Source organism: Pectobacterium punjabense (assembly GCF_012427845.1).
GTDB classification, from domain to species: Bacteria; Pseudomonadota; Gammaproteobacteria; order Enterobacterales; family Enterobacteriaceae; genus Pectobacterium; species Pectobacterium punjabense.
On the sequence record NZ_CP038498.1, the window covers coordinates 1,722,695 to 1,735,574 of the forward strand.

Genomic DNA, 12,880 nt, shown 5'->3' on the forward strand with positions numbered 1-12,880 from the left:
TATGAGCAGGGAAGAAACGCAGAGGATAATTACTCTGATATGGAAGCGTACACGCAAGAAAAGGACGAAATGAAAGAAACGCAGCGATCTCACTGGGAGCGAGATCGCGTTAAGGTGTGAGAGTTAAATCTGTTGCTCGGCCAGCCACTGGCGCAGGCGTTCGGACTGCTGTGCGCCGCTCAGGCGAGCACGTTCTTCACCGTTTTCAAGCCATAGCAGCGTCGGTAGCGTCCTGACTGCCAATTGCTCCGCCAGTGTAATGTGATGATCGGCGTCCAGATAATGGCTCGACACATGTTGGTATTCCTCGTTATCCAGCATCGTTTCCAACTGGCGGTAGAGGCTCTTACAGTGGACGCAGCGCTCGGCACCGACTAGCAACAGCTGTGGTTCAGCTTGTGCTGCTAGTTCCGGCCAGTCGTCGGCGGTAAGCGGAGCAAAGCGCTCACGGTTGACGGCAAAGAGTTTCGGGCTGCGTTTAAGGTCTTCGCTGTCGGTCGCGACACACAGGGCATCGCCGCTCTTTTTGTAGGGGCGCGTGCCGTCAATACGAATGATGCTGGCGAAGCCTGGCGCGGCGGCACCGGGCTGACGTAGCTGGGTGTTATCCGGGGCGATCACCGGCGTTTCCTGTGGGCGCGGCAGTTGTGGTACCCACTCATAGGGGACGCGGTAGGCGCGATACAGCATATTGGTGTTCACCGTCTTGCCCCAGTAAGGTGAAACAAATTCCCAGACAATTTCATGATCGACGGTGACTTCAAACAGCCGGCCGTTAGCCCCTTCGTTAATCAGTGTATTGCCGTTTGGCAGGCGTTGGATATTGCTGATGTACGGGCTGTAAAAACGAAAGGCGTCGGTCGGGTGTGGAATGCCGGCTTCATAAGGCGAATAGCGCCAGACAATATCCAGCGTCACTGGGTTGATTTCCAGCACGCGGGAATGGTCGCGCCAGGCGTTTTTCACTCCATCAGGGGATGCTGGGTTGGGCGCGCCGTAGCCTGCCCAGCCGCCGTTATCAAACACCAGAATATTGCCTGCGCCTGGCAAGCCGGCGGGGATCATATGCGCATGATGTTGACCGATAATCCAGCCGATGTGTTTGAGTTCGGGCGTATTGTAATTGGGACCAAGCTGCCAGACGATATCGCCGCTTTGCTTGTCGATGATGGCAATAATATTGGATTCGCGGGCGTCCCAGATGATGTTATCGGGGTGGAAACGGGTATCGCCCTGATCGAACCACGGATTGGGGCCGAGTGCCGACATCGAGTTGATATGCATCCAGTCGCCCATCCCGCCGCCGCTTTTGCGCAGGTTAGGATTATTGTACAGCGCGGTTTTGGCATCGTCGTCAAAGCCCAATTCATCGAAATGGTCGCTGCACCGCCACTCCCATAAAATATTGCCCTGCCAGTCTACCTCGATGATGGTGTCATCAAGTAATAGTTTGTCGCTGATGCGTTCGTTATGCAGGTTGGTGTGCGCCAGTAATAGCGTGTTGCCGCCAATCGACTGCGGTTCTTGCCCCGGTGCGTAATAGCCGACTGGGTTGCCGCTGCGCTGGTAGTCATGATGGACGCGCGCCATCCACTCGGGCGGGAGATCAGGATCGGTGATGTGCTCATAGCCGTTGAATTTCCAGACGACGTTGCCATCCCAGTCTACCTGAATCAGATCGACCATATCTTGCATACCGTAGCGCGAGTCACGTTCGCCGCTGTGACCGAGGATGTAACCGCCGGGCAGAATTTTGTTGGGGAAGCCGTGCAGACCTTCCCACAGGCGCAGTTCGGTGCCGTTCATATCCACCAGCACCGCGCCGCGCTCCAGTGCCTGAAAAACGGTGTAGCCGCCCCAGGCTTTTTCTGGGTTGTAAATCGTTGTGCCGGTTGGATAGACGGATGGGTGTCCCATAATGGTGCTCCAGTATTTACGTGTTCAGAGTAGAGGAGATGGCCGCCGTATCGGCTGGCTGTGTCAGCAGTGCGAGCAGATCGCTACACTGCTGGTGAAAGTCTTGGCTGTCACGCTGGCGCGGGTGCGGCAGAGAAATGGTTGCAATCTGGCGGATACGCCCCGGTCGTGGTGCCAGTACGACAACGCGGTCTGCGAGGTAGACGGCTTCTTCGACGTCGTGCGTCACCAGTAGGGTAGTGGTGCCTTCTGCCTGATGAATACGACGCAACTCTTGCTGCATCTGCTGGCGAGTCAGGGCATCTAATGCACCAAAAGGTTCATCCAGCATTAGGATGCGGGGATTGGCGACGAGCCCGCGCGCGATGGCGACACGCTGCGCCATACCGCCGGAAAGTTGGGCGGGCAGGGCATCGGCAAAATCCTGCAAATGCACTAACTGAATAAAGTGGTCGATCAGGCGTTTGCGCTCTTTTTCGCTGATTGATTCATTCGCCAGCCCGAGTGCGATGTTTTGCCGCACGGTCAGCCATGGAAACAGGCGTGGTTCCTGAAACACCATGCCGCGCTCGCGTCCAATACCACGAACGGTTTTTCCTTCAACCAGCACGCGTCCCTGATAGTCGTTGTCTAATCCGACCAACATGCGCAGCAGTGTGGATTTTCCGCAGCCGCTGCTGCCGACAATCGCCACCAGCTCACCGCTGTGAATCGACAGTGAAAAATCATCGATTACCGTCAGCGGTTCGCCTTGTACACGAAACTGTTTGCGTAGATGGTCGAATTGCACCACGGGCGGCGACACATCAAGGGAAGGGGACGTCATACGATTTCTCCTGCGGAACGCCAGCGCGTCATCCGCTGTTCCAGACTGAGTCCGACGCGATTGAGCACCGCGCCTGTTAATCCAATCAGCAGCATACCGCTGATAATCAAAGGCATATCCAGCAACTGTTGGGCATTGATCATCAGGCTGCCGATTCCGGTGCCGGATGACATGAAATATTCTGCGCCGATGGTGCCAAGCCAGGCATAAATCAGCGACAGGCGTAAACCCGTGAAGATGGCAGGCGCTGCGCCTGGCAGGATCAAGACTCGCAGACGGGTCGATAAACGGAGTTGCAACACGTGAGCGACTTCCTCTAATGCCTGTGAACGTTGGCGAATGCCGCGATGGCTGGCCACCAGCATAGGAAAGAAGGAGGCGAGTGCGACAAACGTGATTTTTCCAGTTTCATCGTTACCGACCCAAGCGGTCAGCAGCGGTAGCCAGGCAAACAGCGCAATTTGGCGCAGCGTCGCGACAGTCGGCGTGAAGAGGGCGTCGCTGGTGGGATGTAGCCCCAGCAGAACACCGCATATGAGGCCCGCGACAATACCGCCTATCGCACCGGCCAGCGCACGAGTCAGGCTGGCCTGCATCGCCTCGGTAAGCGAACCGTCGCGAATGCCTTGTAGCAGGATGTGCCACACATCGGCGGGCGGAGGAAGCAAGAGCGGGTCGATCCAGCCAAAGCGGCTGGCCTGCTGCCAGAACAGCAGAAGCAGAAAGGGTAAAACCAGTGCCGATAGGCGGCGAGACGGTGCCGTGGTTAAGCGGCTGATTGGTGGATGCGGCCAGAAGACCAGACGGCGATCCAACTGATTGATCATCCATTCCATCGTCAACCCTGCCAGTCCGATGGTGGCAATGCAGACAAACACGATGTCTAGCTGAAACAGCTGACGTCCCCATACCAGCAGGTAACCAATCCCCTGAGATGACGCCAGCAGTTCGACTACGATCAGCGATACCCACGCCTGTGAGAGTGCGAGCCGCAGGCCAGTGAGCCAGGTCGGGAACGCAGCGGGCAGTGTTAATTTGATGAGACGCTGATGCCACGGTAGGCGCAGCGTACGTGCGACTTCCTGTAGTGCATGCGGCACATTACGCACGCCCGTTTGCGTATGCAGCGTCACGGGAATAATGACGGCTTTGATAATCACCGCCAGCTTCAGGCCGTCATCAATACCGAATAGCACCATAAACAGAGGTATCCACCCCAGCGTTGGGATCTGCGCCAGCACGTATACCGTTGGGTGCAGCAGGTGTTCGGCGCGCCGTGATGCCCCCATCAGCGCGCCAAGTAAGGTTCCTGCGAGTAAACCGGCCAGCAGGCCGCTCGCTAAGCGTTGCAAACTGATAAAGAGCTGTGGCAGGAGATCGTTGTGCCAAAGCTCGACGGCGGTGTTGGCGACAATATGAGGGGCAGGAAGAATCTGGGAGGGCATCCAGCCGTAGTAGGTACTGATATACCACAGTGCCAGCAACGCCAGCGGCACGACGAGCGGATAGGCCAGCGCTATCGGCAGCGAAGGCCAGACGATCACGGTTTTTTTCAGCACTATCGACTTATTCATTTTATTCCACGAAAGCATCACTATTGGATGGATAAGGAATAAAAAACAGGTTTCAGCGTTGAACGCCAATGCAATAAAGCGATGGGCATCGTGCAATAAATGCATATGCGTAGCTCAAGCCCGCCAGCGCTGATTTATGCTTTTTTCCGCTGAACAAACCTGTAAATGTTATTTAAGCCTGACACCAACGGTTCGCTAGTTTCATGGCAGATAAAACGGATGACTGAGGAAAACCGTATGCAGCAAGCAACTCCTTTAGATGTGATCGCCCCCTATGCTCGCTGGCGGCAGGGAATGAATAAGATGCTAGCTATTACGCTACTGATGAGCACCGCGCTGGTTTCTACGGTGCAGGCGAACGAGAGCGTAGCGTCGGATGCGCAGAAGCCGACGGAAATTCGTATCGGTTTGCCAGACCAAAGCGCGGGTAGTAAGCCCTTTATCCGCGGGCCGCTGGGGCTGGCGCATATTCAAAAACAGTTGGAGAAGGAATTTGAGCCGCAGGGCATCAAAATTCAGTGGTCGTTCTTTAAAGGCGCAGGGCCAGCGGTGAATGAAGCGCTGGCAAACAAGCAGTTGGACGTGGTGTATCTGGGCGATCTCGCCGCCATTATTGGTCGTGCTGGGGGGCTCCCGACGCGGGTGCTGGTGGGATCGCGCGGTTCGAATTCCTACCTGGCGGCAACCCCGGAATCGGGTATTCAGCGTATTGAGGATTTACGCGGCAAGCGGATTGCGGTCTACAAAGGAACGGCCGATCAACTGTCATTTGAGCGCGCAATTAAAAGCGTCGGGCTGAACGAGCGTGATGTACGAGTCATCAATCTGGATTGGACGGCGGGCAAAGCCGCGCTGGCGGCCAGACGTGTGGATGCGGTGTGGGGCGGTGTCTCTCTGCTGGCGCTGCGTAAGCAGGGCATCAATATTGTCACGACCAGTCGGGCGCTGGGCTGGGCGAATACCACGCAGGCTGCGGTGCTGGCGACGCAGGATTTTATCGATCGCTATCCGGGTACAACGCAGCAACTGGTGAATGTGTTGGTGGATAATGCGCAATGGATCGGCGATGCGCAGCACCTACCGGAATACACTGCGCTGATGTCCGAACAGAGCCAGATACCGCAGGCAATCTTTCAGGAAGAACTGAAAGCGGAAGATCTCCCATTCCAAAGCTCGCCGCGTCTCGACCCGTTCCTGCTCAGCAGCTTGCAGGACAGTATCGAGCGGGCGAAAGCGGCAGGGCTGATTCGCAACACGTTTTCAGCCAGCGATTGGTTTGCCGGCGAGTTTGCCGCTCGGGCATTGAAGGCCAAATCGCTGGAGTCGAACTGGCCGGTGTATGACGCCAGCGGTCATCCGACAAAATAATCATGAAGGCGCTCACAGGGTCGACAGTGCCGGAACGGGGGAGCGTAGCCTATCTTGTGCCAGTAGAGTTTCAATCATCAGTTCGGCTAGCGGGGGCAGCGTTCTTTGCAAACAGGTGACAATCCCGAATCGGGTTTGCATGTTTCCCCATTCCGGTGGTGTGCCCGTGAGCGGAATTTCTACCAACTGATGGCTTAATCGTCCTAGTGCAAAGCCATCCTCACTGGCGAAGCTGATGGCCTGCGTGTGCCGTAGGATGCTGAAGACAGAGTAGATATGGTCACACTGAATCTGAGGGCGGTAGTCGGGCTGACGCGTCAGGGCGGCCAGAATTTTGCGCATGCCGACAGGCATAAAAGGAGAGGCGAGCGGAAAGCGCAAGAGGTCGTCCGGCGTCACGTTTTCCTGCTGAGTCAGCGGGTGTGAGGAGTGACAGATAAAGAAACAACGCTGCGGGCTTAATGGTTGCACGTGGAGGCCCGTTTCCATTTCAGCCTGCCAGGTATCCGCGACAATAAAAGGCCACTCGTCGGCGAGCAGACGCTCTCGCAGGGATTGCCAATTATCCACGCTGTAAGTGACCTTGGCACGTGGCCGTAGAGCATGGAAATGTGCGACCGCTTTGGGGATCAACGTGGTAGACGGTGCCGGGCCACAGCCAAACGTCAGTTCGCCTTCCTGCGCCTCGCTGATCTGCCGCATGTCGGTCATCAGCTCCCAGGACAACTCCTGCATACGCCGCGCAAACGGCAGCAGCGTATTGCCTTGCCACGTCAGTGCAAAGCGTCGGCTCTGGCGATCGATAAGCGGATGTCCCACCGTCTGTTCCAACGCCTGAATGCTGCGGCTGAACGCTGATTGTGACAGACAGACCGCTTCTGCAGCCTGTACGAAACTCCCCTGTTCGGCCAGTGCAAGAAAATTGCGTAATTGCCGTAAATCCAGATGCATGTTGCAGCTACCTACCCTATCGATTTTCCCCACTTTTTAGGCGGAGGTTGGCTGGCAACGCAATGAACAAAAAGTCATAACTTATAGCGAATTGATTGCTATAGGCCTTCAGGCCGCTGTCTGGCGCGGTCAGCGGCTATTGTGCCAGCGCACAGGAAAAATCCTGAATTTCCTCGACGGAACCGAGACTCATATTGAACACGTCAAGACTGCTGGCAAGTAGCACCTTGTTACCCGTCGGCGCAGAAACCATCGCCAGGCCGTATTTGCCGATGGATTCGTTCCGCTGCTGTGCATAGCGATCTAAGGTTTTGAACGGATCGCTTTGCGTCAGTTCGTTCGCTGTGATCATTTTTGCCAGATAGACGTGCCCGTTAATTTTCACAGGTAGTGGTTTCCAGTCGGCAGAGATCATGGGGAACTGCTGATTCAGCGTTTGATAAACCTCTGGGCGCAGACAGGCTATGTGGATATGCAGTTGGTTTTGCGTGCGACCATAGCGTGAGTTTATTGCCAGCGACAGATAATCATCTTTGATCGGTTTGCCCGCTTCACGTGAAAGATGGCCGCGTCGATCCCACGCCTGCATGAAAAAATTAGGTGTGTTTTGCTGTAGGAGTTCAGGACTCTCGATGCCACTGATTTTATCGGTTGGGAGCAACAGATCGTGATAGGGGCCGTTTCTGTCATCAAAAAGCACATAGCCGTCCGCCAGGTTGACCTCTAGACAAGGGGCTGGATTGCCGCTGCGCTGCTGGTTTGGTACGCACTGTTCGCTGACGATGTCCCACAGCGCATTGCTGTTTCCCCGGCCAACCTTCCACCCTATTGCTGTGGCTGCCGTGAGTAAAATGATGGCAGAAACCGTGAAGAGCAGGATCGTGTTGCGTTTCATGACGAATCTCCGGTTGGCGCAAAACATCAGGGTAAACGGAGCATGTGAAAGTGGCGACGGTCAGTATGGAACAGGAGCGATGTCATTAATATGACCTGTGGTGAAAGGAGAAAGGCTAATCGGTAACGGATTGTAAGAGGCAAGAAGAATGGATGATAACGTGCTGGGATGACAAAACGTCATCCCAGTAGAGAATTGTGTTACGGATGCGGGACGATATAAATCAGAATAAATCGACTCGCACATCCATGCCGACGGTTCGGCCTTCATTGACCTGTGCGTAGCCCGATGTACCGCTCATAAAGCCAAAGGTGCGGTAGCGGCGGTCGAAGACGTTATCCACATAGCCAGCGATATTCACCCGATCGGTGGCCTGCCAACTGAGGCGCAGATCGGTGGTGGTATAGGTCCCCTGACGCAACGCGTTATCACCGTCGAAGTAGTGTGGTCCCACTACGTTGAACGCCAGACGCGGCATTAATGCGCCAAACGAGGTATCGACTAGCCCGTTTAGGCTGGTGCCAGCACCGTAGCGCGGCACGAAGGGAACGCGTTTGTCCTGATAACTTTCACTGTCGCCACTAAATTCAGAGCGCACATAGGTGCCGTTGATGTCCCATGACCAGTTAGGAACGAACTGCCACTTCAGCATCATTTCTACGCCGCTGGCGTCAGCGCTGCCTGCGTTGCTGAGCGTTTGCATACCAACCGGGCCGGAATACAGTTGCATATCACGCGTATGCGTGTGGAACACCGCCCCCTGAAGCTGTACATCTCCACTCTGATAGCGCGAGCCGATTTCATAGTTAATCGATTTCTCTGCACTGTAAGGAATGGCTTGTGTTCCTGCGGCGGGCGAGTAGTTAAAGCCAGTTGGCTTGTAGCCCTGTGCGACGCGAGTATAGACGCGCCAGTCGTTATTGAGCAGATAGCTGGCGGAGAGTTGCCCCAGTACTTGATCGTCATCAACGCTATTGCTATCGCCCACGTTCATGCCGGAGAACTGCTGGTGGTAGCGGGTTTTGGCCTTATCGTGCGATACGCGCAGCCCGCCGCCCAGATCGATACGGTCGGTCAGGTGCCAGGTCAGATCGCTGTAGGCGGCTAAGGTCTCCGATGCCGTGTTGGCATTGCTCTGCATGAACGGCGATCCCGCCTGGATGTAGGTCAGATCGAGTTTCTCTCGCGTGTTTTGTCGGTAAAGGCCGAACACCATATCCACCGTACGGCCAGCACCGTGCGTGGCCGCCCGCAGTTCCTGCATGTCCTGATTCCATCGCTCCGGCATGTTGGCAATCAGCGTACTGTTTGGGAAGGTACGGTCGTAATTCTGTTGTTGCCATGCGCCGATCAGGCTAAAGATCCAGTTGTCGGTGGTGTATTTTCCGCTTAGCGACTGGCTATGGGTACAACGGCGTAGTTTAGGATCGGGCGCGCCAGCGACGATCTCCAGCGTACGATTTTTGGCATCGCCAAACGGCAGATAGGTATCCTGTGTGGCGCGCGTACAGTCTTCCGTCAGTGCCAGACTGGTTTCCCACGGTTGCCCATCGGGAGCCAGCCGTAGTCGAAGATTTCCGACGCTGGATTTTGTCCCTCCGAGGTTATCACTGCCCGTCGCAGGGTTGGTCATCGCGCCTGAATCGACCTGGCGCAGCAGTGTCACGCTACCATACAACAGACCATCCTGAATGGGGCCGCTGAGATTGATTTTGCCATGGTAGCCATCGCGGCTGGCGACGCCACCTTCGACGTAGCCACGCGGCGTGCTGTCCGGCTGCTGGGTGACGATGTTGATAATGCCGCCCTGTGCGCTTTTACCGTACAGCGTCCCCTGTGGGCCGCGTAGCATTTCAATGCTTTCCACATCGGAGAGCGCCTGCACGGTGTTGGTGGCGAGCTGTGGCACGCCATCCACATAGACTGTCACGGCAGGGCTGTAGAAATCCTGCGCGGAAGAGACGCCGCGCAGTGAAATGGAGGGAAACAACAGGCTACCGTTATTACCGAGGTTCAGGCCGGGCAGAACCCGAGTCAGCTTGTCGGTACTGGTGACGCCCGCATCTTTCAGCTCTGGCGCCGTTACGACGGTGGAGGAAACGTTATTAGCCGAAGCGGAATAGGGTGACTGTTTGCTGGCGGAGACAACCAGCGTATCGTCCTGAGCGGCAAAGGCACAGGAAGAGAGAAACACGCCGGTCAAGGCGAGTGGATAAAGGAGCATTATTTTCATTATTAAATCCCTGAAAAAGCTGAAATTAATGTCAAAAGCAACGGTTTTCATCACAACATGAAAAATGGGTGATACAGAGAATGATGAAAGTCAAATGATAATCGTTTGCACTTTTTGGGCTACCCGCATCGGGTCTATTTCAACCCGAATACAGCAGACATCCTGTACGATTTCCCTTACGTTAATCTTGCTCCCGGTGGCTTGCAGTTGCAGTAGGAATACCTTCTGAAAACACGTGGGAAAGTCGCATAGATAGCCTCTTGGCGGGCCACAGGCTGGCGACGGCAAAGCAGGCCAGCACGCCTAGCGTGGTCTGATAGTTTGTGTGGTGTGCGAGCTGAAGTGCGGCGATCGACACGATCATAGCGACGGCAGCATCGGTGGATTGAAACAGTGCATAGTCGGACGCGGGTTGATACGGTCTGACTAGCCCCATCAGAACGTTGTATAGCGTGACAAACCCGACAGCGGCAGCCAGATTGACCACGCCAAAGAGTGCAATCCAGGCATTCAACGGATACCGCGGGTAACCGACGGCTAGCACGATAGCGAGCAGGGCGTGCACGATCATCACGGGCAATAGGCAGTGCAGCGCGCCCATGCGTCGAATCAGAAGGTTAGCGAGCACAATCCCTACGCCGCTGACTGCGGTGCTGTACACGGTCATGACAATACCTAACTGGCTCAGGCTAAGTTGTTGATCGATGAGCATAACGGTCTGTAGCGCCATCATGCCGCGCATCGCCAGATAGAAAATGGCCGTGAAGGCTAATACTGGCCAGAGCGCCTTAAATGTCTGGCGATTTAGCGTCGGGGGCGCAGTGGGATCAGAATGACGCACGGTTTGGCGGGTATAGCGCAGCGGCAGAATGAGCATCAGCAGCGACAGCCCTGCCAGCGCGAAGAAACCGCCTTGCCACCCCGTATGCTCGGTAATACTCAGAAACGCATAAGAGCCGAATAGAATGCCCAGATAGCTCCCGCCGACCTGTGCAGTATTTGCCAGCGCGCGACTGGACGTGTTGGTGGTGCAGATTGTAATACCATCTGCATAGATATCGTGGCTGGCAGAGAGCAGCGCCAACAACATCAGCGCGATAACGATAGCTAAAACAGATTGCTCCGGTGAGATCAGGCCAATTACAGTCAGCGTTACCGCCATGGCGATCTGGAGCAGTACCAGACTGCCTAAATAGGGGTTACCGCGCAAAGGAAGGGCGTGGCGCTCTCCCCACGGTGCCCACAGGCACTTGGCAATCCATGGAACGAAGGTCAGTGACAGCCAGCTTAATTGCGCAAGATCTAATCCGGCATGGCGGAAATAGCCTACAACGCCTTGCATGATGAGCGCAGTGATCATGCCTTGATGCAGGTAGAAACACCAATAGGGCAGGTAGCGTGTGAATGGGCTGTGCGTCATGGTTGGTCGCGATCCAGCAGCGTTATCGCCAGCGCCTGTGCTTCAGGCAACGTGGCGACGACAAAATAGGTGTAAGGGGCTTGTTCGGATTGTGCCCAGTTATCTGCCCGTTCCACGTATTTTTGTCTTTTGGCCTCGTCGCTTTCGATACGGATCGCGCCTGCGCAGTATTGTTGTTGCAGGCTAACGTTATCGCGCGTCCACTGAAGATAAGCCTTCATAAAGACAGGAGAATGGTAGGGCAGGTCGGCACCGGTCATACAGAGTACAAAACGTTCTTGAGCGGCATACAGCTGAGTAACCTGTGCCATATAGGCAGCGGATTTATCGTCAGGCACCTGTTCTGGCATGTGTAAGAAAACGATTGGCCAGGTATGCGTATCAAGAAAAGGAGGCGGTGTTACGATGGAATCGGGCATGACGGTTTCTCCTGCGTGTAATGGAGAAAATGATAATCATTCGCTATTGTGGCGCTACCCGAATCCAGTCTATTTGTACCCGTATCGGGATGATTGTTACGTCAACTGCCCGCTAAATATTCAGGCGTTTGAACGCAGAGGGCGTGACGCCAAACTGTTTCTGGAATGCCGCACTAAAGTGGCTGGCGTTGGCATAGCCCAAATCGGTGGCGACGACCATGACCGGCGCACCCGTGACAAACAGACGACGACGTGCTTCATGCATACGTTCGGCCTGGAATAATCCATAGATACTGTTATTGAAGAGCTGACGGAATCCGCGTTTCAGCTTGAGTACGCTTAATCCAGTTTCTCTGGACAACATGGCGATGGTCGGAGCCTGTGACAGATCTGCCAGCAGCCGATCTTTTGCCCGCAGCAGTTTCTGGCGATCGGCCAGACTCAGCGTGTCCTGCTGGGGAACCGCATCGGAATGTCCGGCGACGGCGAGGCTGACTAGAATCATACTTTGTCCCAGCAGCCACAATGGTGTATGGCGATTTTCACCTGCCTGCTGTGGATGCGTCAGGCTGGACAGCGCGTGGCTTAATACCTGAGCGGTACCCCGCATTTCGGCATTACAGTCGCAATGCGTACAGAGCCGACCAGAATCCAACTGCTGTTGCAGTTTACCCGTGAGATCCGGTACCCAATTAGCCAGTAACGCTGGGCTTAGCGACACCGTGACACTTTCAAACTGTCCGGCATAGGACGATGTGCCCTGACAGTCTGGCGTGTAGCTAATGCAGCCCGACCCCTGCTTCAGTACATGTTCTCGTCCCCGATCGCCCTTCAGTGAAAATTGCGAATCCCCCTGCAATGAACAGGAAAAGTTGATGCGACCCCAGTCATCATGCAAATGCATTGTCGTGGGCTGTCGGAACGTCCCCCGCCACACCAGAATGTCTAATCCCTCCTGAAGTGTAGCGCGCAGTAGGCTACAGTCCGCGCCAGTATCCGGCCGCATGACGTGCAGTTCAGCGATTAAATTTGAAATGGTGACTTCAGGCTCGCGGGAGGATTTCAGTGGGGAAGCATTCAATGGGCAAACTCCTGAAGATGCTGGTTGCCGTCATCGGACGATCGCGGCAATGCGCTTGATGACAGTACATCCCGTACCGATCCGGGTAGAAATCGGCTCGAATCGGGTAGATACGCAATTGAGAATAGTTATTATTCCTGACTTTATTGTCGCCGTCGAGTTGATTTGCTGGCCTTGCGGGTAACCGACTGTGTAG

At 55.3% G+C, this 12,880-nt stretch carries 10 protein-coding genes; 1 reads left to right on the forward strand and 9 read right to left on the reverse strand.

The features are described 5' to 3' along the window. Window positions 1-123 precede the first annotated feature (123 nt). From E2566_RS07635 to E2566_RS07645, 3 genes are read right to left on the reverse strand one after another with little or no spacing between them, the layout of a single operon-like run. Window positions 124-1,917, reverse strand: a complete 1,794-nt coding sequence (locus E2566_RS07635) for an aryl-sulfate sulfotransferase (RefSeq protein ID WP_107170283.1) — start codon at window positions 1,915-1,917, stop codon at window positions 124-126. 16 nt (window positions 1,918-1,933) lie between these two features. Then, window positions 1,934-2,743: an ABC transporter ATP-binding protein gene (locus E2566_RS07640; protein ID WP_107170282.1), complete on the reverse strand. Its 810-nt coding sequence runs from the start codon at window positions 2,741-2,743 to the stop codon at window positions 1,934-1,936. Further along, window positions 2,740-4,317: an ABC transporter permease gene (locus tag E2566_RS07645; RefSeq protein ID WP_107170309.1), complete on the reverse strand. Its 1,578-nt coding sequence runs from the start codon at window positions 4,315-4,317 to the stop codon at window positions 2,740-2,742. The genes E2566_RS07640 and E2566_RS07645 overlap by 4 nt, the downstream gene beginning before the upstream one ends. Before the next feature lie 237 nt (window positions 4,318-4,554). Here E2566_RS07645 and E2566_RS07650 point away from each other — a divergent pair, with 237 nt between their 5' ends. Then, window positions 4,555-5,685, forward strand: coding sequence for an ABC transporter substrate-binding protein (locus tag E2566_RS07650; protein ID WP_107170281.1), 1,131 nt, complete (start codon window positions 4,555-4,557; stop codon window positions 5,683-5,685). A gap of 12 nt (window positions 5,686-5,697) precedes the next feature. On the opposite strand, the gene E2566_RS07655 is transcribed toward E2566_RS07650, so the two are convergent. From E2566_RS07655 to E2566_RS07680, 6 genes are all read right to left on the reverse strand, one after another. Continuing rightward, window positions 5,698-6,636, reverse strand: coding sequence for a LysR family transcriptional regulator (locus tag E2566_RS07655; protein ID WP_107170280.1), 939 nt, complete (start codon window positions 6,634-6,636; stop codon window positions 5,698-5,700). Window positions 6,637-6,772: 136 nt separating this feature from the next. After that, the gene (locus tag E2566_RS07660) at window positions 6,773-7,531 is read right to left on the reverse strand and encodes a CDP-diacylglycerol diphosphatase (protein ID WP_107170279.1); all 759 of its coding nucleotides are present in this window, start codon (window positions 7,529-7,531) and stop codon (window positions 6,773-6,775) included. A gap of 223 nt (window positions 7,532-7,754) precedes the next feature. Further along, window positions 7,755-9,764, reverse strand: a complete 2,010-nt coding sequence (locus E2566_RS07665) for a TonB-dependent siderophore receptor (protein ID WP_107170278.1) — start codon at window positions 9,762-9,764, stop codon at window positions 7,755-7,757. Between the two features lie 181 nt (window positions 9,765-9,945). Continuing rightward, window positions 9,946-11,184: an MFS transporter gene (locus tag E2566_RS07670; RefSeq protein WP_107170277.1), complete on the reverse strand. Its 1,239-nt coding sequence runs from the start codon at window positions 11,182-11,184 to the stop codon at window positions 9,946-9,948. Beyond that, the gene (locus E2566_RS07675; protein ID WP_107170276.1) at window positions 11,181-11,603 is read right to left on the reverse strand and encodes a hypothetical protein; all 423 of its coding nucleotides are present in this window, start codon (window positions 11,601-11,603) and stop codon (window positions 11,181-11,183) included. Before E2566_RS07675 ends, E2566_RS07670 begins: the two co-directional genes overlap by 4 nt. 112 nt (window positions 11,604-11,715) lie before the next feature. Further along, on the reverse strand, window positions 11,716-12,684 hold the full coding sequence (locus tag E2566_RS07680; protein WP_107170275.1) for a helix-turn-helix transcriptional regulator: 969 nt from the start codon (window positions 12,682-12,684) through the stop codon (window positions 11,716-11,718). Window positions 12,685-12,880: the final 196 nt, after the last annotated feature.

Excerpts from the sequence above, each read along its gene's own strand:
- E2566_RS07645 (WP_107170309.1), bottom strand. The coding sequence starts at position 4,317 with ATGAATAAGTCGATAGTGCTGAAAAAAACCGTGATCGTCTGGCCTTCG.
- E2566_RS07655 (WP_107170280.1), bottom strand. The coding sequence starts at position 6,636 with ATGCATCTGGATTTACGGCAATTACGCAATTTTCTTGCACTGGCCGAA.
- E2566_RS07670 (WP_107170277.1), bottom strand. The coding sequence starts at position 11,184 with ATGACGCACAGCCCATTCACACGCTACCTGCCCTATTGGTGTTTCTAC.
- E2566_RS07675 (WP_107170276.1), bottom strand. The coding sequence starts at position 11,603 with ATGCCCGATTCCATCGTAACACCGCCTCCTTTTCTTGATACGCATACC.
- E2566_RS07665 (WP_107170278.1), bottom strand. The coding sequence starts at position 9,764 with ATGAAAATAATGCTCCTTTATCCACTCGCCTTGACCGGCGTGTTTCTC.
- E2566_RS07660 (WP_107170279.1), bottom strand. The coding sequence starts at position 7,531 with ATGAAACGCAACACGATCCTGCTCTTCACGGTTTCTGCCATCATTTTA.
- E2566_RS07650 (WP_107170281.1), top strand. The coding sequence starts at position 4,555 with ATGCAGCAAGCAACTCCTTTAGATGTGATCGCCCCCTATGCTCGCTGG.
- E2566_RS07640 (WP_107170282.1), bottom strand. The coding sequence starts at position 2,743 with ATGACGTCCCCTTCCCTTGATGTGTCGCCGCCCGTGGTGCAATTCGAC.
- E2566_RS07635 (WP_107170283.1), bottom strand. The coding sequence starts at position 1,917 with ATGGGACACCCATCCGTCTATCCAACCGGCACAACGATTTACAACCCA.